Below are 26,947 nucleotides of genomic sequence, written 5' to 3'. Positions count from 1 at the left end.
GCCCTGCCCCATGCGCGTACTGCTCGTCGAAGATGACGAAGACCTGAGCGGCCGGATCGCCGCCGTGCTGCGATCGGAGAACTTCGTCGTCGATATTGCGCGCAACGGCGAGGACGCCCTCCATGCGGGGCTGACCGAACTCTTCGATGTCGCAATCCTCGACCTCGGCCTGCCGAAGATCGATGGCGTCAGCGTGCTGAAGGGCTGGCGCGAGGGCGAACGCAACCTGCCGGTTCTGGTGCTGACGGCGCGCGACGGCTGGCCGGACAAGGTCTCGAGCTTCAAGGCCGGCGCCGACGATTTCCTTGCCAAACCTTTCAAGGTGGAGGAACTGGTGCTGCGCCTGCGCGCCCTGGTGCGCCGGGCGTCCGGTCACGCCGCCTCGCGGCTTACCTGCGGCGCGCTCGTCTTCGATGCGCAACTCGGCACCTTCGAGCTCGACGGCCTGCCGCTGAAGCTGACGGCGCTGGAGTGGCGGGTGCTCTCCTGCCTGATGCTGCGCAAGGAGATGATCGTCGACCGGCGCGAACTCACCGAGCGCGTCTATGACGGCGATGCCGAAGTCGACTCCAATTCCATCGAAGTCATCATCGCTCGCCTGCGCAAGAAGCTCGGGGGTGAACGCATCGAGACGATGCGTGGCCGTATCGAGACGGTGCGCGGCCGCGGCTATATGCTGACGTCGGCATCATGAAGGCGCCCTCCCTCAAACCGAAATCGATCGCCGGCCGGCTGCTGATGTTCTCCGGCATCTTCGTGACGCTGGCGCTCGTTGTGGCCGCCATCGTGCTCTGGCTGGCGCTCAAAACGGTGGTGCGCGAGCAGGTCGATCAACGTCTCGACACCCAGATCGGCGCCCTTGCCGGCGCGGTGACGCGCGACGCACAAGGCAAGATCACCTTGTCCGCGCCGCTCGATGCGCCGCCCTTCGATCGCCCCTCCTCCGGCTGGTACTGGCAGATCGATGGCGCCGGGCAGCACCTGACCTCGCGCTCCCTGATGAACGGCACGATAGACGCGCCGCCGCCCCGGCAGGACCTGCGCCATGTGCTGATGGGCATGCCGACATCAGGCAGGGGCGGTGATCGAGGAAGAGGGCCGCTCTATCTGCGCCAGGCCGTGCGCAGCATCGACGGCATGACGCTGACGATCACCGCGACGGCGCCGATGATCGCCCTCGTCGGCCCGGCGCTGCGCGCACTCTTCTGGCTGGTGCCCTGCATGCTGCTGCTCGGCCTCGTGCTGATGGCCGGCACCTTCTGGCAGATCCGTTTCGGTCTCAGGCCACTGAAATCAATGGCCGCCAATATCGATGCCATCAACCGCGGAGAACGCACCCGCCTGCACGATGAGGCAACAGTCGAGCTTGCGCCGCTCTCACTGAAAACCAATGCGTTGCTGGCGGCCAACGAAGAGCGGCTCGCCGCAACCCGCATGCAGTTCGCCAACCTCGCCCACGGCCTCAAGACCCCGGTGGCGAGCCTGCTGCTGGCGCTCGACGAGCAAAACGATCCCAAAGGCGCTTTGCGCGGCCTCGCAGCCCGGATCGACAACAGGATCAAACACCACCTCGCCGCTGCCCGCCGGGTGATGGCCTCGACGGACAATGTCGCCAGCACCGATGTGGCGACTTCGGTCGCCGATCTGCACCGGGCGATCGGCCAGATTCATGCCGAACGCAAGATCGCCTTCGACACTGATATATCAGGGGGCCTGCGAGTGGCCTGCGACGAAAGCGATGTCGAGGAAATGCTCGGAAACCTGATCGACAACGCCTTCAAATGGGCCGCCTCCCACGTCACCCTCCGCGCCCACCGCGACGGCCCGACCGCCCGCATCACCATCGAAGACGACGGCCCCGGCATCCCCGCGGACCGCCTTGCTGCCGTGCTACTGCCCGGCGTGCGAGAGGACGAACATGTGCCGGGCAATGGGTTTGGGCTGAGTATCGTGAGCGAGCTGGCGGGGTTGTATGGTGGGTCACTGGTGCTGGAGGCGACTGGGGCGGTGGGGTTGCGGTGTGTGTTATGTTTGCCGGTGGCGGTGGGGTCGGAGCGGTAGGATTTTGGCTGGTTCGATAGAAGGTGAAAGTGCTGCGGAGTGATCACCATCTTTTGGGTTCTCATCATTTGTCACAACGCTCTCCCGACTACGACCTCGTACGGATTACAAATATTCGTGCCTTGCTGCGAGTGACAGGAAGCAAATAGGTGAACCAAGACCGTCAACCATTCCGCCCTGCGACGGAAATACAGACCGTGAAGATGCCGTGTCGATAACCTTTCGGGATTCTCTACGTTGCCAACAAAGTTGTAAACGTCATCACGCGTTCCCATCAAAAGCGCCCGGATATCCGTGGCATCGAAATAATCATCGCCGTATTCGGCCATCGCATAGCAATAGCCAATTTTTGCAATCATCATTGCGAACGGACCAATGATAAACGGAACCCTAGTCCTGACATTTTCGAGGCCGTTGCCCCCCAAGTTGAAGAACGCCACCCGTGGACTAACAAGAGTAGCCCCTCGATCTATTCCAACTAAGAGCCCCGCCTGGCTAAACTGCACTAGCGAGAAGTGTTTCGGGTAGTCCTCTATCGGGAAATCAAGCCGTTTTCCCTCCCCGCCCATCACTGAATCGCCCGCAAAGACCTCAGGCATATGTCGCGCGTCGCGCGGTCCGCTACCTTTCGACTTGCCACGGAGACCTAATAGCACCCTGGGGACTTTAAGGTCGACATTGAGCGCTTGGTTCTCGTATTCTTGATTGGAGCGCGTAGCGCATTCCTTGCAGGAACCGTGGCGTATCACCAAGGAGCCATTGATAGCTTCGGGGATGATGTGCTCGTCAGTGAGTTCTGCCTGCGTAAACGATTTTCGGCAAAAGACACATCTTCCGTCCAGATAGTAATTCTGCTTCCGCATTGCCAAAGAGCGCATGCCGCAAGCAATACAACTTATCAGACGATTCTCATAATTGTTGCTTCGTACAAAACGGCCTTTACAGTACTCTCAAGATAGGCTGCGCACCCAATATCCAAATCGTCCCATTGACACCCGTCGATTTTAGGGACCATCGATCCACTTCTTCGAAAAGAGCCCAGAATCAGCCCTACTGACCGTCGCATCCGCCAGCCGGCCGTTTCGGGGACAAGCCGCATTCCCGCAACTGCCGTCAACCCACCACGCCAAACATAGGCCCATACCCGCCATCCAGAAACAGGGCATCGGGGCATTTCAGACGGTCGCGGAAAAGCCGCGCGAAGTCGTGGAAATTCACCCCGTCTTCACTGATCGCGAAGCGAACCGCTCCGTCGCTGCAGGTTCCCACAGCGCTCTGGCGGGTTCGGTCCGTCGAGCCGGGGAATGAAGATCGGGTTCAGCCCGTTGCCGATGACGAGCATCGGGCCGGACTGGGTGGAGAAGCGGGCACTCTGCCTACGCTTCAGAAATTCATCGGTCGGCAGTATCGAAGCGCCCGCGTCACCGATAGAGAATACGCCGTTCTGCTTCTTGTAGAAATTCGGGACCTGGCCGGCGGAGGGCTTGGCCGTATCGGCGTTCTTCCAGAACAATCTGAGGTCGGCTTTGTCAGCGTCTACAGTACAGACGACATATCCCGCCTCTTCGAAGGTTTCCTGCTCGCACTCAGCGGCATCGACCTGACGCAGGGATGTCATCGTTGCCACCAGCATCACGGCCGCGATCAGCAGGCCGTGTTTCAGATAGGTCATCAGTGCCACCCCTCTTCTTCAAACCGCCATCTATCCTGCGTGTTATTGTTGATCAGGGAATCAAAAAATGACCGGTAGCTAAACGTGGCAGAGTCGGAAAAACGTGATGACAAGTTTACGTGGACATATGCAATCTGGTTTTTGCCGTACCTGGCGCAAAACTGGCTATGGTGGCTGGCCCCCAAATGGGACTGGTGGACCATCGGCCTTATCACTCTCGCGCTGACCGTGATCGCCATCGCCGGTTCCATCTGCATCAACTTGGCGCGGCGGCGCTGGTGGCGTGTCGTGTCGCTCTTGATCACGCCCCTTCCGTGGCTAGTCATTATTTACATCGTTGCTGTTACCGGCATAACGCCCGACAGCGTTCGATTTGCTTTGAACAAGCAAGCGTATCTGGCAGAGATCGAACGAACCGATGTGACGAGCGGTGAGCCGCGATTCAGGACATTTGCATTGGACAGTATGTTCAAGGCGATAACATCCACGACGCTTGTGTACGATGAGAGTGATGAGATTGCCCTGCCCAGCGGCGAGCAATCCGCCGCCTGGCAACAGCGAACCCAAAAATTGTGCTTGGAAAAGAAAGAATGCGTCAATCTCTATCCTGGTTCGGACTGGCCTTTCAGCGTCAGCAAGGTTGGTGAACACTTCTATATCGTGTACCAAAACTTCATTGACGCGTTTCCCTAGCGACCGATCGTCATTGCCGGGATAGGCCCGGCTGTCCTGCGATCGGCGTCCTGCCATCGGCGCTTCTGCGTCTTCCAGTTTTGCGCTTTCCACCGCGGTTAGGCTCGCGATCGCGAGGAAGTCGTCGCAAAGACGCGCGCGAGAACAGCGGTCCGGTTTGCGTAAGGGAGTCCTGTCACGGCCGCCACCTCGCCGATGGGGGCTGGAAACGCACGATAGCGTTTTGTCTCGATGGGATGCCCGCTTTTGGCGCAAGGCTGCTTTCGCGACCTATCCCTGAAGCGTAATTCTCAGCTCCCGGCGTAACACTCCCTCCCTCAAAGCTGCAACCAAGCCCCCTTCCCGATAACCGCTCCCTGCGAGGCGTCTTTCGCCTCGCCTCTGCCTTGTTGCTCGCGTATCCTGACGCACGATTCGCCGTCCGCAAACGAGGGTGGGCATGAACGAAGCATCAAAGGAGAGCGCGATGACGGACGCCAAGAGCGGCATTTCGGGACTACGGCCGCATATTACAGTCATTGGCGTCGGTGGCGGTGGCGGCAATGCGATCAACAATATGATCGCGGAAAAGCTGGCGGGCGTCGAATTCGTCGCCGCAAACACCGACGCCCAGGTGCTCGCCACCTCCAAAGCGACGCGCCGCATCCAGCTTGGCGCGAATGTGACGGAGGGTCTCGGCGCCGGTTCGCTGCCTGAGGTCGGCCATGCGGCTGCCGAAGAGTCGCTCGATGAGATCATGGATCACCTGGCCGGCTCGCACATGTGTTTCGTCACCGCCGGCATGGGCGGTGGAACGGGCACGGGTGCTGCACCGGTCATCGCCCGCGCTGCGCGTGCCGCCGGCATCCTGACGGTCGGCGTCGTCACCAAGCCCTTTACCTTCGAAGGCAACCGCCGCATGCGGATGGCGGAAATCGGCATCGAGGCGCTTCGCCAGGCGGCCGATACGGTCATCGTCATTCCCAATCAGAACCTTTTCCGCATCGCCGATGCAAAAACCACCTTCGCCGATGCCTTCATGACGGCCGACCGCGTGCTCTATGCCGGCGTCGGCTGCATTACCGACCTGATCGTCAAGGAAGGCCTGATCAACCTCGATTTCGCCGACGTGAAGTCGGTCATGTCAGGCATGGGCCGCGCCATGATGGGCACTGGCGAAGCCTCCGGTGAGAGCCGCGCGATGAAGGCGGCGGAAGCAGCAATTGCCAACCCGCTTCTGGACGACATCTCGATGCGGGGCGCCAGGGGCGTGCTGATCTCGATTTCCGGTGGTTCGGATATGACGCTGTTCGAAGTGGACGAGGCGGCAAGCCGCATTCGTGACGAAGTGCAGGAAGACGCCGATATCGTCGTCGGCGCGATCTTTGACCGCAGCCTCGACGGAAAGTTCCGTGTCTCAGTGGTGGCAACCGGCCTGGAAGGCAGCCCGCTGCCCGCATCCGCGCCTCACGCCGCCGAGCAGGTTCAGACGCGCACGCTGCAGTAAGCGCAGCGGCGCGACATATCCGAGCACGACAGCCTGCCACGTCTTTTCAGACGCGCGGCGCTGTCGTGCTTCAATGTCCTGCGCCCCGGGAATCGCCGCGATCACCGGTCGTTGATTCGCGATCACCTGTCGTTGATCGTGGGAAGGTGCGTTTCGACCTCTACGCGGCGCTTGTCATCCAACGGCTCAATGTGCTTCTGCCAGAAGGCCTCGGCCTCCGGCGTGTCATCATCCCAGTGGCGGATCTTGACAATATTGTCATCGATCTTGGCCAGCCGTTTACCGCCAAGCCGCAGGTATTCGTCCGCCAGTTGTTTCGATCGGGTCGTTTGCATGTCGTGTTCCTCCATAGGCGAACCGAAAGGCCGATCGTCATTACCGGGTTGGCTGGCAATCGGCATCCCCGTTATCGGCGCTTCCGCGCCTTCCAGTTAAACAGTACGGCGGGATCATGGTTCCAAATCATCGGCCGAAACCGGTCCACGCGGCCGGCTGAAGGCGTCGGCCGCCATCCATGTTCCACACGGCCCGCCGCTCTTGCTGCCGGGACAGCCGGAGACGCCTCGTACTGGCTGAAGAGCGGCCTTATCCGGAACGGTAAGACTGCATACGTCGGGGCGATCTTCGACCGCAGCCTCGACGGCAAGTTCCGCGTTTCGGTGGTGGCGACCGGTCTGGAAGGCAGTCCTCACCTGCATCCGCGCCTCACGCCGCCGAACAGATCCAGACGCGCACGCTGCAGTAAGTGGCCACTGTTATGCTGCTCTGTTCACCACGGCACTGAGTGGATAAACGCCGCCACGCCCTGTGGAAAACGGGCGGGGCGGCGTTGGCATTCGGCCAGCAAAGACCGTCAGGCGAAGAGTATGTCCGAGATATTGTGCACCACGGAGATTTCGTCGATCCCGGTGTTGGTGATGTAGAGATTATCCGCCGCTGAGTCATAGACCACGTTGGTGATCAAGTCGTCTCCCGGTATGGCGATGTTGACGTCGACCGTTGTCTTGACCCCGGTTTCGAAGTCGAAGGCCGTGCCGATATGCTCGCTGCTGGAGGAATCGCCGAAGAAGAACGTGCCGTCGACGGCAAAACCGTAGCCGAGCCCGCCGGCCGCGAAGGTCTTGGATTCGATCGGGCTCAGCGTTTCGGGATCGATTTTGGAGACCTGCCAGGTGGAATCATTGATGCGGCCGACGACGTAGATGCCGGTCGAATCCTGCATCGTATTGACGGCCGTGAATCCACCCCAGTCGAACGTACCCGCCCCGTTCTGGCCGATAAGGCCGGGAATGGAAGCACCCTTCTGATCGAGTGATCCGTCGGCGGCATCCCACTTTGCGAGATAGGTCTGATCCGGGAAAGGGTCTTCCTCGCCTCTCGCCTCGTTGGTTCTTCCGATGATCTCGCCTCCGCGGACCGAAAAATAGGTTCCGCCGATGTCATATTCGCCCTTGTCATAGTCGCCGAGAGAGATGGCGCCGCTGGCGTGGCCGGCCTCGAATGCGGCGGCGTTGTCGTAAATGCTCACCGTGGAATCATCCGGGAAACCATGGCCGGAACTGACGTAAAATTTGCCCGTCAGCGGATCGATCGCCACCCCCTGGAGTTCGTAATGGTCATCGAAGGGGCGCAGGACATCGGCCTGGGCCTCGACATGATCGGTATTCACAGACTTCCCGTCCGTCATGCCGTCGACGGTCAGCGTGCTCACGCCGGAATCCGCGTGACCGGCGCCGTCGGAGACCTTGTACTGGAGCTTCTCCGTGACATGCTCGCCATCATTGAGACCGGCCTTCACGGCCGGATCGAGATCATAGGTGAAGCTTCCGTTCGCCGCGAAATGGAAGATGCCGAATTGCCCGGACACATCGGTCGTCTGCCCCTGCCCGGCAGAAATGTTCGTGCCGTTGACCGAGCGCAGGAAGAGCGTATCCACCTCTCCCGCGTGATCATTGGCAAGCACGTTGCGGGCCATCTCGCTTCCCTCGTGGAAGGAGAAGCCGTCATCGACCGCGACCGGGGGGCTCGTGACGCCATGAATATCGAGCTTGAAGTGACCGACATCCGTATTGCCGGCGCCGTCGGAGATCTTGTAGCCGATCGTCTCCGTCAGCGTCATCCCCTTGATGAAGCCGGCTTTGGAGGCCTCGTTCAGCGTATAGCTGTAGGAGCCGTCGGCCTTGACGTGAAACGTGCCGTGTTCACCCTCGATATCGGTGATCGCGCCATCCTTCTTGGCCAGCACCCGCTCGCCGTCGAAGAAGCTGAGAAACAGGTTTCCGGAGCCCCCGGCCAGATCATTATCCAGCAGATTGCCTGAGATCACCTCATTCTCGGAAGCGCTGCTGACATCATTGACCGTCACAGGTTTTGCAAGCTCTGTCATGGATATCTCCTTCAAGATCCATTCGCCTTGGTCTATCGGGAGGAAAGCAGCTGAAACAGGGCAGGTCAATTAATTTTCTAGCAGGAGTGGTATTTTAGAATTTCACAGCTTTGTCACTCAAGAGAGCCTCATCCTTGCGGAAGCCGAAAGCTGGAGCCCCGAAGGACGAGGCAGACGCCGGCGACGCCTGCTCCCGTCAATCGCCGACGGTGAATCCCCACGATGACGGATCGGTCAATTCCGACGGCGGGATCATCTCCTTGAGCTCGACCGGGCGGCGCTTGATCTCGACGGCGGTGTAGTTTTCCCCATGCCCCCATCCCGAGAGGATGTTGATTTCGAGAGGCACGCCATCCGGCGTCAGGCATTCTTGTCTGCCCGCGTCGGCAAGGTCGGGTGTCATGTTGAACCAGGCGCAAGTTTCTCCAAGCGCGCCACCAGTCCGCTTTAAATCAACCTGGCCTGTCTTAAGCTGGAAAGTATTGTATGGGCGCTTGGGATCAAGCGGCGCACGGCCAGCGTGAAGATCATGCATGTCCTTGGAGGATATGATCGAGATTCCCTGGTTTTCGAGTTCGTTCCAAATCGTAAGTTTCAGAGTTCCGCCCTTTTCGCGACGCTCTTCGGATCGCCAGGGATAGTGCCTCAATATCCTGACCTCCGACCAACCCCCGACCATTCTGGCTTCAAAGTCGACGAGAGCTTCGGGCTCCGGATAATCCCGCAGCGGCTTCAGCCAGAACCATGGGTCGAACAGCCTCTTCGGCGGCGATATCTCGGATTCCGCGACGGCTGTTCGATCAAGCCGGACCAATTGCGTGTCGCTCATCGGCTTTCCCACGCGGAACAGAACCTTTTGCGAAACTTCAATGCCGTCAGCCGACAGACAACTGAACCAGAGCGGCGCCATCTCTTCTTTTGTGCGGATGAGTTGCCACCATTTGCAGGCTTCACCAGCCTGGTTGTCGGTCTCCCCGGTTTCCTTCGCCTGTTTCACGCTCAGGTCCAGACTCCGATCGGTCTTTTCAATGCTCATCCAGGCAAAGTCTTCGTTGCCGGTCCTGGTCGTCCGCAACACGGTGTTGTCGAAGTAATTTCCATAGGAGATGGCAGTGTGGTTGCCATTGACCGATTCAACCCGCGTCCATCCCTTGTGATGAACGACCGAACGCAACATTTCCTTCGGCTCACCGGACATGTTCCGAACGATCATCGAGGCGGTGTAGTCCGGAACATTCCGGGTGGCGGCAAAGGGAAGTTCACTTGCATTGCCGGCGCAGGCTGCAAGCACCAAGAGAGACGTCGCGATACGTCTTTTCACAGACTGCACCTCAATGATTGCTGGAAGCGGAACAAGGCTCAATCCAGAGCCTGTACTCTGCTTGACTTCCCGAAAAATTCAATGTTTGTTCAAGCAAAAGTTGAGGGTTTATAGTGAAGAATATTTTTACATATTCGATATTGGCAGTCGCAATGATTTCTCTTTCGAACTGCACGACGACGTCAAATGTCAGACACGATTCTCACCGGATGACGGCGCGCAGCGGCGAAAGGACGTCGGTGCTGCAGAACGCTCACCTCAATGGCGACTGCAAGTTTATTGACTATCCTCGTGTAGATATCGTGGAGCAGCCCAAACATGGGCGCACCGAGATTATCCACCAGCCGATTGTCGTCGATTCCGGCGGCAAGAAGATGAAATGCGACAAAGTCAAAGCGAATGGCGTTGCTGTCTATTACACATCGCACCCAGGCTACGTCGGCAGTGACAAGTTCATTCTCAGGACTCCCGAAGAGCGCGGCAGCATCGTAGAGGGCGTGGCCGAAGTGAAAGTCGTCAAATAGGGGGCGCAATCGGCGCGCCGCTGACACTAAGAATGACCGCTGACCGCTTTTGATGCGGCCACCATTGTCGCGAGATCGAAGGATTTGCGATCGTGATGTTTGCGATCGTGATGTTCATGCCAAGCCGTCTATCGATCAGGCTCATGCGCTCATTGTCTTCAACGGCCGCTCTTGGCATGACAGACTCCATTCTGCTTATTCAAAGCGCGTACGAATGATGGTGACGCACCTCACCCGACCAACCCCTTGATCTTCGCCGCATCCTCCGCCGTCGCCGGATTGTACACCACCATGCTGAGGTCCGGCCGCCCATCCACCTGGAAGGCCGAATATTCGAAGGAGAGCAGCCCGAGCACCGGGTGTTTGATGTGCTTGGCGCCCTCGCCGTGGGTGCGCACGTCGTTGTCGCGCCACATCGCCAGGAATTCGGGGCTCTTGCGACAGAGTTCGTCTACCAGCGGCTCGACCTCAGCCGCAGCCCCGGCACGGGCTGCATCCACGCGGAAAGCGGCGACGACGAAGCGGGCGACACTTTCCCAGTCGTATTGGGCAGCGCGCACGCGCGGATCGAGGAAGATGAAGCGCAGCACGTTGCGCTCCTCAGGCGGCAGCGCACCGTAATCGGTCAGAAGCACGGTTGCCGCCCGGTTCCAACCGACGACGTCCCATATCGCAGTGCGGATCAGCGCCGGGCTCGGGTCCAGCGCATCGAGCACGCCCTGCAACCTCGGCGTCACCCCTTCTTGCCTGTGGTAGTGCACCTCGGGCGGCCGGCCGAGGCCAATGAGGAAGAGATGCTCGCGCTCGACATCAGTCAGCATCAGCGCGCGAGAGATCCGATCGAGCACGTCAGCAGACGGCGCGCCGCCGCGGCCCTGCTCCAGCCAGGTGTACCAGGTCGGGCTGATATTGGCGCGGCTCGCCACCTCCTCGCGCCGCAGGCCTGGGGTGCGTCGCCTCTCCCCTGCAAAACCGAGGGCGGCAGGATCGAGCCTCACACGGCGATCCTTCAGATAGGCGCCGAGCCGGTTGTCCGAGGTGACGAATTCACCCATCCTGTTAGCCTTTATACCATGATAATGTCACTACTTTACCATGATACAGTCACGACGGATATGTGTCTCCAGCAAAAACGGAGATAACACATGCGCGTATTCGTCACTGGAGCCACCGGCTGGGTCGGCTCGGCCGTCGTCAATGAATTGATCGCCGCCGGCCATCAGGTGCTCGGCCTCACCCGCTCGGACAAGGGAGCGGATCAACTAGCAGCCGCCGGTGCCGAAGTCCATCACGGCACGCTCGATGATCTCGAAAGTCTGAAGAGCGGTGCGGCTGAGGCGGATGCCGTGATCCACACGGCCTTCAACCATGATTTCTCGAAATTCGCCGAGAACTGCGCCGCCGACCGGCGCGCCATCGAGGCCCTCGGCGAAGCCCTCCAAGGCTCCGATCGTCCGCTGTTGGTCACAGCCGGCCTCGGCTTTGCCCCCGGCCGCGTCGGCACCGAGAAGGATCCGCCGATGCCTTCGACCGAAACCTATCCCCGTGCCTCCGAAATCACCGCAGTATCGCTTGTCGCCCGCGGCGTGCGTGCCTCTACCGTCCGGCTGCCGCCCTCGGTGCATGGCCATGGGGACCACGGCTTCGTGCCGATCCTGATCGATTTGGCCCGTCGCAAGGGCGTCTCGGCCTATATCGGCGAAGGGCAAAACCGCTGGCCGGCCGTGCACCGGCTCGATGCCGCCCGCGTCTATCGCCTGGCGATCGAGCGCGGCGCCGTCGGCGGCCCGTTCCTGGCAGTCGCGGAAGAGGGAGTTGCCTTTAGGCAGATCGCCGAGGTCATCGGCCGACGGCTCGATGTGCCAGCCGTGTCGCTCTCACGGGAAGAAGCGGCCGAGCATTTCGGCTGGTTCGCCATGTTCGCCGGCTTCGATGTGCCCACATCGAGCGAGCATAGCCGCGCGCTGCTCGGCTGGCAGCCGCAGCAGCCCGGCCTGCTCGCCGATATCGACCATCCGGCCTATTTCGGTGGGTAAGAACTGTGTCCACATCTAAAAATGGAGCATTTCCGTGACTGGAGAAAACGGAAATGCCTCCGGGTTGGCTCATAGGAGAACCAGCGACGGCCCGAGCTAGTGCGATCGGCTCTCGTTCCTATCGGCTGGATCGTAATTGATGTCCCAATCCTTCCCAGGCTTTTTCTTGCCGGGCGGGTTCTTGTTCACCGTGGCATCCTCAGAGCCAGTGATGACGGTCGGTTTGGCGCTAGCGACGCCGCTGCTTTTTCGGTCAGCCTGGGATTTGGCGAACTGGCCGGCTGCGTCTTTTTTGGGATCGGCCATCTCATTCGCCCTTCTGCTTCAGCGCGTCACCGATATTCTTGATGTCGGGATCGCGATTGTTTTCACCATGCGCGTCGCGGTCGCGATCCGGATCATCCTTGGCCTTCATGTAGCCGCGAGGTTTATTTTCCTTCGGCCCTTCCCAGCGGGGAGACTGGTCGGTGGTGCCGGGGGCGCCGTCTTTCGGTGTCGTCATGCCCATCTTCGTTCCTCCTTGGTTGGAACAAGGAAAACCGAAAAGATCAGCAACTGTTCCCGCGGCAATATTTTCGCGCAAAGCGGCTTACCGTAGCGAGGCAAGCGTGGCGCAGCAGAAGGCAAGCAAGGTGATCACGGCATTGACCGCGTGCGAATATTCCCATTGGGTGCGAAGGCTTTACCAATTCTCCGGCTGCACGGACCAGCTCTCCGTCGCCGCGTTCGCCGGCTGGGTGATGACCATGAAGATGACGAGCTTGAGCGCAATTAGCGCTGCCCGAACCGTCGGACGAGAATATCCGCGCGCGAGCCGCCGCCGCCATCAGCGCATTCCGAAAGCTCTGCGGCGCATAGAGCAATGCCAGCAAAGTCAGCACCACCCTGCCCGCGCCGATCGATCCATCCACTATTGATCGGCGACACCTCCGCGCTAGCTTCTGTTCGCGGCCGATCGGCCGCAGGGGATACGATCTCTGGGTGAAGGCGGAGGGGAGACGTGGCATCCTATTCGATTGACGAGGCGATCCGGGAACTTGCCCCGGCTCTCGGCAAGGCGCCGGCCGGCGCCGTCAGCGGCGAATGGACCGCCACAACGATGCAGGCAGGGCACTCCTCCCGGACGGGCGGCTACCGCGATGTCGAGGGAAACTATGTCCCGGAGGCATCCAGGCATCCGCTCGATATCATCTCCGATGTCGTTGAAAAGCTCGGTGCATCAGGGATGCCCCGCTTCAATAAGGTGCTGATTCGCTGGAAGAAGCCGAAGTTCCCCTTCATGCGGGGAGAGATCACGCTCGAAACTAGCTATGACCGGACGATCGTGCCGCGAGGGCCCGACGACCCGATCTACGAAACCACCGCCGCTGTCCGGCGCGTCTTCTGGCAGAACCGCGGCAAGGTGCAGGAGGACTTTGCTGCTGAGCGCGAAACGGCCAACATTCATGCCCAGACGAAATGGTTCGGCCCGCATCGCCGTATCCTCGCCATCCATGCGCCGGAAAGGCTGACACTTGCCACCGACGGGCTGTCGACCCCTTGGGCCGGCATATCCGAGCCGGAGAACGGCGTCGAATGCGAGCTCTTCATGGAATTCGACGCCGCGACACTGGATGCGGCCGGGATCGAAAACTGGGCGAACCTGTTGATCAACATCGGAGACCTCGTGGCAGACGGTTATCGTGTCGCCCGCGATGTCGAGATGCACGGCGCCATCCTGTTCTGCCGGCTGACCGAGGATTACCACCCGATGACCCGCATCATGCTGAGCCGCGACGCCGGGCGCATCGACGGCCTGCCTTTCGGCTCCGTGCCGCTGATCCGGGCAACGCCGATCGCCGAAATAGAAATCGAAGGGCAGGACCTTTCCGACGATTGGGGCGCTGCGGCCGCCCGCCACGCCCTGGCCAAACGCGGCATGGGGATTGATTGATGTCGCCGATGCCGGGCGCCAATGCCGGGCGATTATCGCCCGGCCGGCGCGGTCCTCACGCTATTCCTGGATGTCGGGTTCGACGACCCTGGCGAGGTTTCGCAGCGACTCCTGCCAGCCGAGATAACAAGCCTCGGGCGGAATGACGTCAGGCACGCCTGCCTGTACGATATCCACCTCTGTACCGACCGAAACCTTCTTCAGCGTCACGGTGACTTCCATTTCGCCCGGCAGGTTGGGGTCGTCAAACCTGTCGGTGTAACGCAGACGCTCGCCGGGTACGAGCTCGAGATATTCGCCGCCGAAGGCGTGGCTATTGCCCGTCGTGAAATTGCGGAAGGACATTCTGAACGTGCCGCCGACAACCGGCTCCGAATGATGCACGGTGCAGAGGAAGCCGTTCGGCGGAAGCCACTTGGCAAGCGCGTCTGCCTCCAGGAATGCGCGATAGACTTTCTCCGGGCTGGTCGCCAGAACGCGGTGCAGGCGTATGGTACTCGGCATGGTCGTGATCCTTTCTGGATTTATGCAATGGACGAACCTAGGACGGGCGTGGCTTGACCGATCCGACACCGGATCGAATTTTTCTTCAAGAAAAATTGCTCCTGAGCATGTCGCGCAAAAGTGTGCTGCGGTTTTGCGATAACGAGATGCGTGAAAACAAAGACCTAAAGCGCAAGGAGCGAATCTGAAAGATTGCGACGCGCTTTTGGGGTCGCGGCTCAACCGGGCATCCCATCGAACTGCGGAAGATCGAGCGGCCTTGCCCAGGCGAGCCGCCGCCTGGTGAACATTTCGACCCCCGGCTTGATCAGCTCGGGCCGGTCCAGGCTGCCGAGCGTCACGAAGACGAGGCCGGGGAAGCTCTCGAGGTTGCTGCTGAACAATCTGGCGCCGCAATCGGGGCAAAAGTTGCGGTCGAGCCCCTTGCCTGAATCGGCGATGTAATGAAACGCCTTCGGGCTGCCGCTGATCACGGTGAAATCTTCCTGCGGCACGGCGAAGAACGTGGCGGCCTCGCCGCCCGTTGCCCTCTTGCAGTCTAGGCAATGGCAATTGGCGACAAAGTTCGGGTCGGTGTCGAAGGCAAATCTCACCGCGCCGCAGGCGCATTGCCCCGTATATTTCCTGGTCATGTCAGATGCCTCCCATCCCGTGTTCGAACATTTGCGATTGGCTCTGCCTCGCCGTCGTGCCGCAGACGTCGTCGTAGCGCGCCTGCGGCCGGGATCGGCAATAGCCGAATGAGAAGATCTCGGCCTCCCGGCGGCGGCAATCGTGCCCACCGGTCGAAACGCTTAAGCCGCGGCCTGCTTTTTCAAGGCATCGAGGAGCGTCCGGGCGCCCTGCCTGGATGAGGCAGGGTTTTGGCCGGTGATCAGCAGGCCATCCTGGACGACATGCACGCCCCAATCCGCCGTCTTCGAAAACTGGGCGCCCTGCTCTTTCAGCACGTCCTCGAGCAGGTAGGGAACAACCTCGACCAGGTGCATGGCCTCTTCCTCGGAATCGGTGAACCCCGTGACGGCCCGGCCCTTGGCGATGGGCTTTCCATCCGGCGCTTTCACATTCGTGAGGATACCGGGGGCGTGGCAAACGAGCGCCACAGGTTTTCTCGCCGAAAGCATGTCCTCGATGAGCGACAGCGCATTGCGATTGTTCGTCAGGTCCCACAGCGGGCCGTGCCCACCAGGGAAGAACACGCCGTCATAGTCCGCCTGCTTGATTTCGGACAGCATCAGGGTGTTGGCGAGCGCAGCCGTTGCCGCCTGGTCTCGCTCGAACCGTCGCGTGTCTTCCGTCTGGAATGCTGGCTCATTGCTCTTCGGATCGAGCGGAGGTTGGCCGCCCTTCGGCGAAGCGAGTGTGATCTCCACCCCAGCGTCGCGGAAAACGAAATAAGGAGCAGCAAGCTCCTCGAGCCAGAATCCCGTCTTCTTGCCGGTGTTTCCCAGTTGATCATGCGATGTAAGAACCATGAGAATTTTCATTGCTCAGCTCCTTCAAGCCAGCCGGCGGACAACGCCGTCGGCACCCGGATTTACGGTGAAATACTGCCTGCAATCTCATGCTGAAACGGGAGAGGACATAGAGCGGCTGCGCTGCGAAACAAGCTCTCCCGCGCGGTGTTTGCTAGAATTGCTTTAGCCGAAGCCTAACCAGACAAACGGCGGTCGCCCGCGACATCCGTTCGCTGGGCTGAGCCGGCAGACGCCTCAAGGGCATTTGAAAAGCCTGACCGGCTTTCCCGGCCCGCGCTGGATGATGCGCTTGGCTTCCAGATCCAGTTGAACGGCCTTCAACCACCATCCGGCCTTAGAACAGGATGATTTTAGGCCGGATCGGCCTAAAATCTGAATCCTGTTCTAAATTAAATAGTTGGAGCATGATGTCGTCCGAAAACCGCTCACACTTTTCGGCATAATGCTCTAGCGCCGCCCGGGAATTCGACCTCGGAGAGATGCGGCAGGATGGCGATGTTTGCCTGTGCTACGGTCAGTCCGGGTGCCTGCTCAGGCAGTGCGGCCAGCAGAGCGTGGCGCATTGCCATGTATTTGGCCTTGTTGACCCGCTCCGTATGGTGCGGCGAGGTTATGCTTTCAATGAGGATTTTTTCGTCATCAGGCATCGATAGCTCCTTTGACAGTGATGTCGGGCACTTTGAAGCCCATCGCAATCCACGCGGTGAGAAGTCTGCCATAGAAGCCGGCCGTCGCCAGCGCGCCGGAAGGCACGTCATCGGGCACACTCGCGCGATCGGGCGCATTCTGGGTCATCGTGCGCAATTGAAGGGGCGGAAGCTCGGCCTGCTTCCAGAGATTGCCGTAGAGGCTAAGCCAGTGGCCACCCTTGAACTCCAGGAAAATGGGCGTGTTGCAGCAGGATGCCAGGACACGTCGCGTTGAAGCATTGGGGCCGAGGCGGAACTCCCGCAGGTTTTCGGTTCCGGCCAAAAGGCTGATCCGATCCTTGCGATAAAGCACGTAGCGCGTACCGCCATGGATCGTCCGGATCGCCTCCGGCAAGGGAAGCGACTCCAGCCTTCCGGCCGCGTCACTGCAGCTCTTGCAGTGACATTCCGCGCTGATGATCGGGGCGCCGCGCACATCGAGGTGAAAGGTTCCGCAGGCACAAGTCAGACGGGTTGTCTTGTTGTTCATGACATCGCTCGCTGTTGAGGATCGCTGGATAGTCGCAAAATCAAACTAGACCGTTTAGTTCCGTTATAAGAACTAGACGGTTCAGTTTGATCGTGTCAAGTAGGGCTGGAGCGGAGATCGAGAATGTTGATACCGGGTATGGAAGCCGACCTTGCCCAGGGGCGGGCCGGCACTCGTTCGGAGCGCAAACAGGCGGCGATCGTCGGTGCCGCGGCCGAAGTCTTTCTCAGCACCGGTTATGCCGGAGCCAGCATGGACGAGATCGCCAGCCGGTCCGGCGTGTCCAAGCAGACGGTCTACAAGCACTTCTCCAGCAAGGAGGCGCTGTTCGTCGCCGTGCTCACCCAGATGATGGGAGAAGCAGATACCGCCGTTCACACCGGCCTCCCCCAGGTGGAGAACCGCGCTCAGCTGGAAGCCTATCTCCTCGACTACGCCGTCCGCCAGCTCACCATCGTCCTGACGCCGGGGCTGATGCAATTGCGCCGGCTCGTGATTGCGGAGGCGCAACGCTTCCCGGAACTCGCCAAGCTGCTTTACGCGCGCGGCCCTGCACGGGCGATCGAGGCCATGGGCAGCGCTTTCGAACAATTGGCCGGCAAGAAGCTGCTGCAGTTCTCCGATGCAACGGTAGCCGCATCACAGTTCAACTGGCTGGTGATGGCCGACCCCGTCAACCGGGTCATGATGCTGGGCGATGCGGCCATTCCGACGAAGCTGGAGATTTACCGCCACGCCGAGGCGGCCGTCGCCACGTTCCTGGCGGCATTTCTGCATCCAGATAAGCGATAAACGCCACCGAAAGTCCGGGTATCACAGCGGCAATGACTTGAATTTTCCGCACGTGCCAACAGGCCGGCGGTCACAAAGCCGCCGCTCAATCGTCAGTAAATCGCCCCGTTACCGCCGCACCGTGCCCTCTTAAAGGTTCCATCGTCGCGACCTCGCCCGGCCTTTGAGTGGCTGAGCGATCGACCGAGGCGGTCTTGCTGCCGATAAAATCATGCACTTGAAGAGGAATGAACATGATCACTCGTTACACATCTGTCGCAACATTGAGCGCGGCAGTCTTCAGTCTGCTTGCTTTCAGCCCGGCATCCGCTGTCGACATGGCCCAGGCGCAACAGCAGCCGGCACAAGCGCAGCCCCCGGCACAGGCGCAGCCGCCGATGCAGGGACAGCCCGGCGGCAGCGGTGCGACGGCAGCCGTCAGCGATCAGAAAATCGAAGCCTTCGCCGTTGCCTATCTGCAGGTCGACAAGGTGAGACAGGAATATTCGGCCAAGATCGGCGCGACGAAGGACGAGGCTGCCAAGCAACAGCTGCAGGAGGAGGCCAAGAAGCAGATGGTCGATACCGTCCAAGCTTCTCCCGACATCTCCGTCGAGGAATATTCGTCGATCCTGACGGCCGCGCAGAGCGACCCGGCTCTGGCCAAGAAGGTACTGGAAAAGATCGGCACGCCGCCGCCGGGCCAGCAACAACAGCAACCGCAGCAATAGGCTGCACGTAGCTTCAAGTCACCACGAATAGGGAGCGGATGTCCTGTCGTTCGCGCCGGCAGCAGTGCCCGCCATTTGCCGGGCTCTGCTGTCCATCTCGGCAGTCGACAAAGAGATCGGCTAGAACAGGATGATTTTAGGCCGGATCGGCCTAAAATCTGAATCCTGTTCTACATCATATAGTTAGAGCAAAACCGCTTACACTTTCGGCATCATGCTCTGGTTCAGTATTGCGACCCGCTCTTGTTGTCCAGGTCGTGCCGTTCGGTGCCCGTCAGCGGCGGGTTGAAGATGCTGACGAGAACGAGATCCTGATCCTTCCCGCCGCGCAGATAATGGCGGTCGTGCTTGTCGAGCACGTAGATATCGCCGGTGCGGATCGGAAAGACATTGCCGTCCATATCCTCCACTTCGCCCTCGCCCTTGATGCAGTAGCAGGCCTCCAGGTGATTGCGGTATTGGAGCAAGGCCTCGCTATTGGCGCGAACGACGGTATGGCACACCGTAAAGCCCATGCCATCGTCTTTGGTCAGCAGCCGGTGGCTCGTGCCGTTGCCCCAATCGACGAAACGCTCGGTGAGCTCCACCTCTTTCAGATTTCTGACGAACATCGCCGATTCCCCTGATAAATTATTGAAGATGCGGTGATGATTCATTTTCATCGCCCGCAACAATTAGCTATTGAAATCACTGGCATTTTCAAATGATGATTTCTGCGTCATCTGTGAGGAAATTTTACAAATGCAATTGCCGCCGTTAAACGCTTTGCGCGCTTTCGAAGCCACGGCCCGCCTGATGAGCCTTTCGAAAGCGGGCGACGAGCTGCACGTCACTCATGCGGCGGTCAGCCATCAGATCAAGCATCTGGAAACCTGGCTCGGCCGCAAGCTGCTGCAGAAATCGGGCCGCGGCATTACGCTGACCGCAGCCGGCGGTGAATATTACCGGGCCGTCTCCGGATCGCTGGCGGCGATCGCGCATGCGACCGGCAATATGCGGCGCGATCACGACATGCGCGCCATCACCGTCGGCTGCATTCCCTCAATCGCATCGCGCTGGCTCGTCCCCGCCCTGCCCTCCTTCCAGGAAAGCGCCCCCGATCTCGACGTCAGGATCGTCTATGCCCGCGCCGAAGAACACTTCGACCACGAGAGCCTCGACGTACTGATCACCATGGGCGAGGATCTGAGCGGCGGCAGGGAAAGCCGCCTGCTCTTCTCCCGCCGCAACCAGCCCGTCACCAGTCGCCATTACCTTGCCAAACGCAACTGGACGATCGACGACGTCTCGATCGCCGGCGCCGATCTGCTGCACGACGAATCCGTCGATGGCTGGAAGGAATGGTTCCGCAAGGCCGGCCAGAAAGCGCAGGAGCCGCTTCGAGGGCCGATATTTCAGGATTTCAACATGCTGGCGACGGCCGTAATCGCCGGCCATGGCGTGGCGCTCTGCCCTGTCGAGGTGTTCCGCCGCGAGATCGAACGCGGCGATCTGCTGGTGCTTTCCGAGATCGCCACGGCAGAGAACCAGGGCTATTACGTCATATCGAACAGCTGGGCGAAAAAGCCGGTCGGCCGCTTCATCGACTGGTTCATGACCGAGTGCGGATCGGGCGCGTGAGATCCCCTGCCCTCAGTTCATCGAAGGGTCGCCGCCGAGGCGATGGATGCAAATGGGTCGCGGTAATAAAGACGTGGCATAAGCCCATCCGTGAGCGAGTTGGGCAGAGGTTGGGGATTGTTAATCAGAAATGCCTAATGTAAATCTTGGCGTGCACAAGTTGTGCGGGGGCTGATTTGCTACAATATCTGGTTATGACATGAGACTAGGGAGGGCCTCGGACATGCGGAAAATTCATGCTGCCCCCTCGGCGCTCGGACAAACAGAGGCAAAAACTTCGAGCTCAATCGACCGGCTTTTGTTCTTTGATCGCGATTTCAATCCCGTCGAGAATTTGCTCGGCAATGAGCTGCCTGCTTCTGTCAAACCAGCAGCGTCGTTTTGGGAGCATTTTCCTGAATTGGACAAATCGGCGATTACACTCGCCCTCCGTTCATTGGGCGACAGTGCCCAACCCTTGCAAATATCGGGGGATCTTGGCGCGCCCGCGTCGCACGGACTGACGATCTATCGGATCGGAGATCTGTTTGCCGTGGTTCGGTCCGAGGAATCTATCGACGATGAGCGCGCAACTCTTTTGCATCTGGCCACCCACGATCCGCTCACTGGACTGCCGAACCGACGCCAGTTCAGCGAGGACCTCGCTGTGTTGTTACGAGAGACCACAGGCTCGAACGAGACTCTGTCCCTGATGCAACTCGATCTTGACGATTTCAAACCCGTCAACGACACGCTTGGGCATCCGGCAGGCGACAAGCTTCTTCAGCTCGCTGCAAGCCGCATTCAAGGGTGCCTTGCCAGGGACGACAGAGCCTATCGACTGGCGGGTGACGAATTCACCGTCATATCAAGAGGCCCAGGACATCCCGCCAAAGGACACCAGTTAGCAGAAGCTTTGGTTGATGCATTCAAAAAACCCTTCACGATAGATGGCATCGCGCTATTTGTCGGTGCCAGTATCGGCATATCTGCTGCTCCACCGGACGGTACAAGTCCGGAGCAGCTGATGAAGGCGTCCGACGTCGCACTCTACGCCGCGAAGAAGGACGGGCGCGGTCGTGCAAGACCGTTTGATCCCTCAATGCTTGAGTTGCTGGAACAACGCGAACTGCTGCGCCGCAGCCTTCGCATGGCCCTGGTCCAGCAACAATTCTCTATTGAGTACCAACCCATCGCCGAGGGCGGCAGCATTGTCGGCTTCGAAGCATTGCTGAGATGGCACCACCCTCTACTTGGAAAAATCCCACCAACGGCATTTATTCCGATGGCCGAGGCCGATGGAATAATGCCGGAAATAGGGGCATGGGTTTTGGAGCAGGCATGTCGCGAGGCAATGAAGTGGCCGCAGAACTACATCGTCGCGGTCAATTTGTCCGCGGCTGAATTCTTGACAAACGGCCTCACCGATCGCGTATCCCAAACGCTGGACTTGATCGGGTTGCCGCCAGACCGTCTGGAGCTTGAGATAACCGAAAGCGTGCTGCTTGAGCGCACCGTCAACAATATCGACACCTTGAATACGCTCAACGTGCTAGGGATACGAATCTCGCTTGATGATTTCGGGACCGAATATTCTTCGCTCAGCTATCTGAAGACATTCCCGTTCGACACGATCAAAATCGACAAATACTTTATCACCGACCTCGAAAGCGATCTGAAAAGCCAGGCAATCGTCCGCTGCATCGTTAACCTCGCACATGACCTCGACATGCAGGTGACGGCCGAAGGGGTTGAAACGCCAGGTCAGGCGGAATGGTTGCGCAGTGTGGGCTGCGACAGACTTCAAGGCTATTTGATTAGCAGGCCGCTTCCGGTCCAGGCGATTGGCGAATTCATCACCCGGGCGGACACATCCGCAAGCCCAGCGCTACCACAGTGAACAACCGATTTTCGCCGTGCCTTTAGCTATGGCATGCATCAACCTGACGCCCCAGGCAAAAGAAGGGAGGGTGTATTGGAACAGGAAGCAGCTAGCTTCGATGACCATGCATTTGCGCCGATGGTATCGCTGGAACTGGACGTTGCGATGTTCAAATCCCGATGGCAGTTTTGCGACGGGATTACCGAATATCTCTCAGACATTCTCGGCCAAGGTCACAGCGATCCCGCTCGATATTCCAATTTTCTTTCCGTCGCGACGAACGAGTTCATCGAACTTGCTTTCCGTTCGACGAGCGAGCTGGGAAGGATAAGGTTCAGTCTCTACCGGAATGCGACATTCAATCGGCTGAGAATTGCGTTTCCTTGCGAGGAAGCATTTGGCCGAAAGCACATGGATGCGAGAGCAAGCGAACACCAGACTGTCCCAGGCGCCGGCTCTGGATTCGTGGTCACGAAGTCCGATGGGACGGTTTTGCTCAGAGATTTGGCAGCAATATTCCGCGCCACGATCCGAATTGAGCAAGACGGCGAACAAGAGATTCAAATCATTGCGGATTTCCCCTCGGTCGAGGACTTCCGATGAGCCTGCTTCCCCTACCCTTCACTGTTCATTTTGATCCGACAAATCAGGAGCTGTTGCTGTCTGGCAAGATGCGGCCTGAAAGCGCCACTGAAATTGCCGATGCCCTCAAGCTGGTGCAGCAAAGTTTGGAAAAATACAGTGGGGTCGTTTACGTCAATGTCAAACGTCTGACGCACATCAACATGACTGCCTTCGCGGCCCTGGCCGATATACTCGCGGCAAGTTGCCGGATCAGACCGGAACGGAAGATCGTCATCATTACGTCGAGCGTGGTGGCATGGTCGACCTCGTTATTCCAAACGCTGGCGGCATCACAACCAAGCCTGTCGGTTGAAGTCTACGATTCGGCATTTTATCCGGGCCAGAGCTTTGTCGAGGATGAGACTTTCATTCCCATTCTGCGCACCCAGACGAAAATGACATGGAGGCACGAACGCGAACTGTTGCCTCGCCACGGCCTGCGCAGCGGTCTTGTCATCGCAGATATCTGTTGCGGAATTGGTGATTTCGCCGCCTTGGTTCAACGGGAATTTAGACCGGCACGCCTTGTCGCGCTGGATCATTCCGTGCGTAGCCTCGAATATGCCCGCAGGGTCGCGGCCGACTTCGATCTGCAGGGAATCGAGTACACCTATGGCGACGCTTCCCAAATGCTGCTGCGAGACAATCAATTTGACTTTGTGACCTGCCGACATTCGCTGCAGATTTTCAACCGTCCCGAGATGCTGCTCAGGGAGCTTTACCGCATCTGCAAGCCTGGCGGCCGTGTCTACATCACCAACGAAAAAAACTCGCATTGTCTGGGCGAGCCACATGCTGAATCCATAAGATGGACTTACGAAGAAGTCGCCAAACTGTTCAGGCACTTCGACATGGATGTCGAGATGGGGCCGAAAAGCCGCCACCTCCTCGCCGACGCGGGGTTCGATAACATCAAGGTCGATTCATTTATGGTCACGAATCTTGACGGGGATCCCCAGGACTTCGCAGACATCATCGAAGCATGGGAAAATGTCTACGCGGGTGAGATGGCTGTTCGACGGGGCGACTCGTCAGATTTCATTCGCAGGTTCCGGCAAGGATTCAAAGATCATATCTTTGCTGCTCTTCACCCCAAGGGTTATGCAGGCTGGCCGATCTGGGCAGCCTCCGGCCGAAAGCCGCTGTGATGGACGGGAAATCGAAGAGACCGGCAAGGCTAGGCTCATTTCGGGCAAAGTTCATTTTGGTCGTCGGTGGAGCTGTCCTCTTTGATCTGCTGGTCAGCGGTGGACTGGCGCTTTGGAATGTTCAGAGGCTGTCGCGCGACGCCACCCTGGAAGTCGGACAGGGTCTGGAAGCGGCAAGCCAGGAATACATCCGCACATATGCCGATTCCACCGCAGCACAGGTGAGTTTGCTCCTGCGGCAGGTTCACAACGACGTCAGCACCTTGGCGGGTGTGCTCCAGGCGCAGATCGACGATCCCGAGCGTAATTCCGTTGTCGGCGCGGCGATCGCCCGCACATCTCCCGGCAGCGTCAGCCTGTCCTACGATCAAAAGGCGAACTGGTCTCAGAACGCTCCGGGCTCAGTCTCCGTCGTCAGCGTCTGGAGTTACTTGCTCGGAGAAGACCACAACCCAAGACCCGACGTTCAGACCGATATCCAGACCAGCGCGGTTCTAGACCTTGTCGCACCTAGCTTGCTGCAGCACGGGGCTTCAAAGCTGCAGATGTATTACATCGGATCGAAAGAACGACCAATCTTCAGAACAGCGCCCTATACCGACCAGGCTCAGACCTTCGACCGCCTTTATCCTGGTCATAACGAGGCCAATTTCTGGGACTTCTTTTTTCCCGGACTTTATGAGTCCTGGCAGGGCTGGGCCAAGGATATGAAAACGAGGCCGGTCGCGGACGATATAACCCAGACAGCGCCCTATACGGACGCCATTACCGGGAAACTGATCGTTTCTTTCTTTCAACCACTATGGACAGCCGACAGGAAGGATGTCGCCGGGACGGCTGGCGCGGACATCACGCTCGACCAGCTCGCGCAGACTGTAGAAAATGTGAAAGTGGCCCAGTCCGGCTTTGGATTTCTCGCAATGTCCGACGGAAACGTTGTGGCGATCAACAGCACAGGCGAAAAAACCCTCGGTCTGCGTTCTGCGAGCGATGCGAGCGGAAGCGGAGTGACCGGACTGGAGCGCTCCCTGAAGGGAAGCTCCCAGCCTGCGATAGCAAAACTGGCCCTTGATCGCGAACTGGGCATCCAACATTTGTTGTTGCAGCAGGAGGGTAACGAGGTCCCCTATATCGTTATCGTCAAGAAACTCCCCGCGACCAATCTCTGGTCCAGCGGCCCGGTTCGGCAAGAGGCGATGTCTCTTGGAGTGGTTGTGCCTGAACGAGAAATCCAGGCCTCCCTCTATGCGGCACAAGCCAAAATTTCGGAAGCTACCAACCGGATCGTGATCTACCAAATCCTGGCGATCCTAATGTCACTGCTTGTTGTGGCTATAGCAGTAATTGCGGCTTCCAAACGAATAACGAGCGGAATCAGTGCACTTGCAGATGCCGCCAAACGGATTCAGGCGAAGGATTATTCAGTCAGGGTGGCCATAACAAGCAAAGATGAGGTCGGCGAGGCTGGTGAAGCATTCAACCGGATGGCCGAACAGATCAGCTATCATACGGAAAATCTCGAGCAGCTTGTCGAAGAGCGAACAGCTCAAATCGAAGATGCAAAGGAAGAGATTTCGACGCTGAATGCACAGCTCCAGCGAGAAAATCGACGTCTCGGAACAGAGCTGGCCGTCGCCGAGAGGATCCAGCTCATGGTTCTTCCGCTGCACCAGGAGCTTGAGGAGTTTCAGGCCCTTGAGATCGCAGCCTATATGAGACCTGCAGAAGAAGTCGGCGGCGATTATTACGACGTATTGAAGAGCGGAAATCGGTTGAAGATTGGCATCGGCGACGTCACCGGACACGGGCTCGAAAGCGGCGTGCTGATGTTGATGGTTCAGTCCGTCGCCCGCGCCCTGCAGGAAGCAGGAAACACCGATGCAGTCAAATTTCTCACAGACCTGAACAGCGCCCTGTTTAAAAACATAGTGAGAACCAAAATCGATAAGCATCTCACGCTGGCGTTTCTTGACTACGACGGCAAAGAGATGATCCTGTCGGGACAACACGAGGAAGTTGTCGTCGTGCGGGCGAACGGCGAGGTCGAGCGCATAGACACCATGGATCTGGGTATACCGATCGGGCTGGAAGCCGATATTTCTGCCTTCATTAAAACCCGCGAAATAACCTTCGAGACGGGCGACCTCATACTCCTGCATACGGACGGCGTAACAGAAGCCGAAAACGACGCTGGAGAACTCTTTGGCATCGAACGTCTATGCCGCGAAGCACTGCGCTTGAAGGACCAGAGCGCTGAGAAAGTCGTTGCCGGAATTATAGCGACATTAATGCTCTTCATAGGATCGCAGAAGATTTACGACGACATCACGCTTCTCGCAGTGCGACATAGGTGAGACATGACGCCAACGGTATATGGTATCGAATCTCTGACGGGCATAAGCCTAGATTCAAGCACTCGCCTCACGTTAAGCGACGGACCGCTTCAGCTCGGATGGAAGCACTCAGGAATGACGTCGGACTTTATAGCGGAAGTCATGGCTCTGCGGTATTCACGTTCAAGGAAGGACTATGTGCAGGCGCATCATGACATCGGATATCTCAGCAATGAGTTGATCGAAAATGCCGTCAAGTTTCGACAGCCTGGGGAGATCCTCATTGAAGCCGGCATATTGGACGGTACTTTTTTAATAAGGGTGAAGAACACGATCGATGGCGTGACATCCTCTCGCTTTCAGCAACTGCTGCATCGCCTTCAATCGAGGGACCCCGGGGAACTTCTTCTTGAGCAAATCGAAACCAATGCCATATCGGCAGAAAGCGGTTCGGGCTTGGGGTTGCTGACCCTTCTGAGCGATTACGACGCAAAAATGGCATGGGCATTCGAAGACAATAATGACCAGCGTGTCATCCTGACGACAACTGCAGCCGTGGCAATGCCGCCCTCCTCCAATCTGTGAG

The 26,947-nt window shown here is 58.8% G+C and carries 32 protein-coding genes and 2 pseudogenes; 18 read left to right on the top strand and 16 right to left on the bottom strand.

Features of this window, described 5'->3' with window-relative positions; all coding sequences use genetic code 11:
- Positions 1–10: 10 nt before the first annotated feature.
- Positions 11–694: a response regulator transcription factor gene (locus FFM53_RS22625; RefSeq protein WP_138387299.1), complete on the top strand. Its 684-nt coding sequence runs from the start codon at positions 11–13 to the stop codon at positions 692–694.
- Positions 691–2,061, top strand: coding sequence for a sensor histidine kinase (locus FFM53_RS22620; protein ID WP_138387298.1), 1,371 nt, complete (start codon positions 691–693; stop codon positions 2,059–2,061). Before FFM53_RS22625 ends, FFM53_RS22620 begins: the two co-directional genes overlap by 4 nt.
- Positions 2,062–2,132: 71 nt before the next feature.
- Here the strand turns inward: FFM53_RS22620 and FFM53_RS22615 are convergent, their stop codons facing one another.
- Together FFM53_RS22615 and FFM53_RS22610 are read right to left on the bottom strand one after the other, a co-directional pair.
- Complete coding sequence (locus tag FFM53_RS22615; RefSeq protein WP_246413044.1) at positions 2,133–2,924, bottom strand: HNH endonuclease; 792 nt, start codon at positions 2,922–2,924, stop codon at positions 2,133–2,135.
- 250 nt (positions 2,925–3,174) lie between these two features.
- Positions 3,175–3,733, bottom strand: a pseudogene (locus FFM53_RS22610) (phosphodiester glycosidase family protein).
- A gap of 84 nt (positions 3,734–3,817) precedes the next feature.
- On the opposite strand from FFM53_RS22610, the gene FFM53_RS22605 reads away from it, so the two are divergent.
- Positions 3,818–4,426, top strand: coding sequence for a hypothetical protein (locus FFM53_RS22605; RefSeq protein ID WP_138387296.1), 609 nt, complete (start codon positions 3,818–3,820; stop codon positions 4,424–4,426).
- A gap of 466 nt (positions 4,427–4,892) precedes the next feature.
- Positions 4,893–5,912 carry a cell division protein FtsZ gene (ftsZ, locus tag FFM53_RS22600; RefSeq protein WP_003560594.1) on the top strand — a complete coding sequence of 340 codons (1,020 nt, stop codon included), beginning with the start codon at positions 4,893–4,895 and terminating at the stop codon, positions 5,910–5,912.
- Positions 5,913–6,034: 122 nt separating this feature from the next.
- Here the strand turns inward: ftsZ and FFM53_RS22595 are convergent, their stop codons facing one another.
- Positions 6,035–6,313: a hypothetical protein gene (locus tag FFM53_RS22595; protein WP_138334815.1), complete on the bottom strand. Its 279-nt coding sequence runs from the start codon at positions 6,311–6,313 to the stop codon at positions 6,035–6,037.
- A 210-nt stretch (positions 6,314–6,523) separates the two neighbouring features.
- Here FFM53_RS22595 and FFM53_RS22590 point away from each other — a divergent pair.
- Positions 6,524–6,657, top strand: a pseudogene (locus tag FFM53_RS22590) (cell division protein FtsZ); the annotation flags it as partial.
- 108 nt (positions 6,658–6,765) lie between these two features.
- On the opposite strand, the gene FFM53_RS22585 reads toward FFM53_RS22590, so the two are convergent.
- Both FFM53_RS22585 and FFM53_RS22580 read right to left on the bottom strand, forming a co-directional pair.
- The gene (locus FFM53_RS22585) at positions 6,766–8,298 is read right to left on the bottom strand and encodes an Ig-like domain-containing protein (RefSeq protein WP_138387295.1); all 1,533 of its coding nucleotides are present in this window, start codon (positions 8,296–8,298) and stop codon (positions 6,766–6,768) included.
- A 196-nt stretch (positions 8,299–8,494) separates the two neighbouring features.
- Positions 8,495–9,661 (bottom strand): hypothetical protein, encoded by a 1,167-nt coding sequence (locus tag FFM53_RS22580; protein WP_246413042.1) that lies wholly within the window; start codon positions 9,659–9,661, stop codon positions 8,495–8,497.
- Positions 9,662–9,732: 71 nt separating this feature from the next.
- Between FFM53_RS22580 and FFM53_RS22575 the strand changes: the two genes are divergently transcribed.
- Positions 9,733–10,143, top strand: coding sequence for a hypothetical protein (locus tag FFM53_RS22575; protein ID WP_029870478.1), 411 nt, complete (start codon positions 9,733–9,735; stop codon positions 10,141–10,143).
- Here the strand turns inward: FFM53_RS22575 and FFM53_RS22570 are convergent.
- Positions 10,136–10,321, bottom strand: a complete 186-nt coding sequence (locus FFM53_RS22570; RefSeq protein ID WP_138334817.1) for a hypothetical protein — start codon at positions 10,319–10,321, stop codon at positions 10,136–10,138. The genes FFM53_RS22575 and FFM53_RS22570 overlap by 8 nt on opposite strands.
- 52 nt (positions 10,322–10,373) lie before the next feature.
- Positions 10,374–11,198 (bottom strand): helix-turn-helix transcriptional regulator, encoded by an 825-nt coding sequence (locus FFM53_RS22565; protein WP_138334818.1) that lies wholly within the window; start codon positions 11,196–11,198, stop codon positions 10,374–10,376.
- Positions 11,199–11,288: 90 nt separating this feature from the next.
- Between FFM53_RS22565 and FFM53_RS22560 the strand changes: the two genes are divergently transcribed.
- A complete protein-coding gene (locus FFM53_RS22560) occupies positions 11,289–12,179 on the top strand; it encodes an SDR family oxidoreductase (protein ID WP_138334819.1) in 891 nt (296 codons plus the stop codon).
- A gap of 96 nt (positions 12,180–12,275) precedes the next feature.
- Here the strand turns inward: FFM53_RS22560 and FFM53_RS22555 are convergent, their stop codons facing one another.
- The gene (locus FFM53_RS22555) at positions 12,276–12,485 is read right to left on the bottom strand and encodes a hypothetical protein (RefSeq protein WP_138334820.1); all 210 of its coding nucleotides are present in this window, start codon (positions 12,483–12,485) and stop codon (positions 12,276–12,278) included.
- 1 nt (position 12,486) lies between these two features.
- Positions 12,487–12,687 (bottom strand): hypothetical protein, encoded by a 201-nt coding sequence (locus tag FFM53_RS22550; protein WP_171598312.1) that lies wholly within the window; start codon positions 12,685–12,687, stop codon positions 12,487–12,489.
- A 100-nt stretch (positions 12,688–12,787) separates the two neighbouring features.
- On the opposite strand from FFM53_RS22550, the gene FFM53_RS22545 reads away from it, so the two are divergent.
- Together FFM53_RS22545 and FFM53_RS22540 are read left to right on the top strand one after the other, a co-directional pair.
- Positions 12,788–13,096, top strand: coding sequence for a hypothetical protein (locus FFM53_RS22545; RefSeq protein ID WP_173862959.1), 309 nt, complete (start codon positions 12,788–12,790; stop codon positions 13,094–13,096).
- Positions 13,097–13,179: 83 nt separating this feature from the next.
- Positions 13,180–14,112, top strand: coding sequence for a hypothetical protein (locus FFM53_RS22540; protein WP_138334822.1), 933 nt, complete (start codon positions 13,180–13,182; stop codon positions 14,110–14,112).
- 60 nt (positions 14,113–14,172) lie between these two features.
- On the opposite strand, the gene FFM53_RS22535 is transcribed toward FFM53_RS22540, so the two are convergent.
- Complete coding sequence (locus tag FFM53_RS22535) at positions 14,173–14,616, bottom strand: SRPBCC family protein (protein ID WP_003560606.1); 444 nt, start codon at positions 14,614–14,616, stop codon at positions 14,173–14,175.
- A gap of 53 nt (positions 14,617–14,669) precedes the next feature.
- Here FFM53_RS22535 and FFM53_RS36845 point away from each other — a divergent pair, with 53 nt between their 5' ends.
- On the top strand, positions 14,670–14,804 hold the full coding sequence (locus FFM53_RS36845) for a hypothetical protein (protein ID WP_281385434.1): 135 nt from the start codon (positions 14,670–14,672) through the stop codon (positions 14,802–14,804).
- Between the two features lie 30 nt (positions 14,805–14,834).
- On the opposite strand, the gene FFM53_RS22530 is transcribed toward FFM53_RS36845, so the two are convergent.
- The 5 genes from FFM53_RS22530 to FFM53_RS22515 form a co-directional block, all read right to left on the bottom strand.
- Positions 14,835–15,248 (bottom strand): GFA family protein, encoded by a 414-nt coding sequence (locus tag FFM53_RS22530; RefSeq protein ID WP_047623313.1) that lies wholly within the window; start codon positions 15,246–15,248, stop codon positions 14,835–14,837.
- 162 nt (positions 15,249–15,410) lie between these two features.
- Positions 15,411–16,103 carry a type 1 glutamine amidotransferase domain-containing protein gene (locus FFM53_RS22525; protein ID WP_138334824.1) on the bottom strand — a complete coding sequence of 231 codons (693 nt, stop codon included), beginning with the start codon at positions 16,101–16,103 and terminating at the stop codon, positions 15,411–15,413.
- A 225-nt stretch (positions 16,104–16,328) separates the two neighbouring features.
- On the bottom strand, positions 16,329–16,415 hold the full coding sequence (locus FFM53_RS37040; RefSeq protein ID WP_397508185.1) for a DUF6958 family protein: 87 nt from the start codon (positions 16,413–16,415) through the stop codon (positions 16,329–16,331).
- Between the two features lie 104 nt (positions 16,416–16,519).
- Positions 16,520–16,741, bottom strand: coding sequence for a DUF6958 family protein (locus tag FFM53_RS22520; RefSeq protein ID WP_138387294.1), 222 nt, complete (start codon positions 16,739–16,741; stop codon positions 16,520–16,522).
- A complete protein-coding gene (locus FFM53_RS22515) occupies positions 16,734–17,273 on the bottom strand; it encodes a GFA family protein (RefSeq protein WP_138334826.1) in 540 nt (179 codons plus the stop codon). Before FFM53_RS22515 ends, FFM53_RS22520 begins: the two co-directional genes overlap by 8 nt.
- A 123-nt stretch (positions 17,274–17,396) precedes the next feature.
- Between FFM53_RS22515 and FFM53_RS22510 the strand changes: the two genes are divergently transcribed.
- Together FFM53_RS22510 and FFM53_RS22505 are read left to right on the top strand one after the other, a co-directional pair.
- On the top strand, positions 17,397–18,065 hold the full coding sequence (locus FFM53_RS22510; RefSeq protein WP_138387293.1) for a TetR/AcrR family transcriptional regulator: 669 nt from the start codon (positions 17,397–17,399) through the stop codon (positions 18,063–18,065).
- 227 nt (positions 18,066–18,292) lie between these two features.
- A complete protein-coding gene (locus FFM53_RS22505; protein ID WP_138334828.1) occupies positions 18,293–18,775 on the top strand; it encodes a DUF4168 domain-containing protein in 483 nt (160 codons plus the stop codon).
- A gap of 224 nt (positions 18,776–18,999) precedes the next feature.
- Here the strand turns inward: FFM53_RS22505 and FFM53_RS22500 are convergent, their stop codons facing one another.
- A complete protein-coding gene (locus FFM53_RS22500) occupies positions 19,000–19,386 on the bottom strand; it encodes an ectoine synthase (protein ID WP_138387292.1) in 387 nt (128 codons plus the stop codon).
- 130 nt (positions 19,387–19,516) lie between these two features.
- On the opposite strand from FFM53_RS22500, the gene FFM53_RS22495 reads away from it, so the two are divergent.
- The 6 genes from FFM53_RS22495 to FFM53_RS22470 all read left to right on the top strand — a co-directional run bounded on the left by FFM53_RS22495 (position 19,517) and on the right by FFM53_RS22470 (position 26,946).
- Positions 19,517–20,395 carry a LysR substrate-binding domain-containing protein gene (locus FFM53_RS22495; protein ID WP_138387291.1) on the top strand — a complete coding sequence of 293 codons (879 nt, stop codon included), beginning with the start codon at positions 19,517–19,519 and terminating at the stop codon, positions 20,393–20,395.
- A gap of 223 nt (positions 20,396–20,618) precedes the next feature.
- Positions 20,619–22,274, top strand: coding sequence for a putative bifunctional diguanylate cyclase/phosphodiesterase (locus FFM53_RS22490; protein WP_138387290.1), 1,656 nt, complete (start codon positions 20,619–20,621; stop codon positions 22,272–22,274).
- A 75-nt stretch (positions 22,275–22,349) separates the two neighbouring features.
- Complete coding sequence (locus tag FFM53_RS22485; RefSeq protein ID WP_138387289.1) at positions 22,350–22,859, top strand: hypothetical protein; 510 nt, start codon at positions 22,350–22,352, stop codon at positions 22,857–22,859.
- Positions 22,856–24,028: a class I SAM-dependent methyltransferase gene (locus FFM53_RS22480; RefSeq protein WP_138334833.1), complete on the top strand. Its 1,173-nt coding sequence runs from the start codon at positions 22,856–22,858 to the stop codon at positions 24,026–24,028. Before FFM53_RS22485 ends, FFM53_RS22480 begins: the two co-directional genes overlap by 4 nt.
- A complete protein-coding gene (locus FFM53_RS22475; protein WP_138387288.1) occupies positions 24,025–26,382 on the top strand; it encodes a SpoIIE family protein phosphatase in 2,358 nt (785 codons plus the stop codon). The genes FFM53_RS22480 and FFM53_RS22475 overlap by 4 nt, the downstream gene beginning before the upstream one ends.
- A 3-nt stretch (positions 26,383–26,385) precedes the next feature.
- Positions 26,386–26,946 (top strand): slr1658 superfamily regulator, encoded by a 561-nt coding sequence (locus FFM53_RS22470; RefSeq protein ID WP_138334835.1) that lies wholly within the window; start codon positions 26,386–26,388, stop codon positions 26,944–26,946.
- The last annotated feature ends 1 nt before the right edge of the window (position 26,947 follow it).

Origin of the sequence: Rhizobium indicum (assembly GCF_005862305.2) — a bacterium.
Taxonomy (GTDB): domain Bacteria; phylum Pseudomonadota; class Alphaproteobacteria; order Rhizobiales; family Rhizobiaceae; genus Rhizobium; species Rhizobium indicum.
Note: the sequence above shows the minus strand (reverse complement) of the source record. Positions and strands in the feature narration are given on the sequence as shown.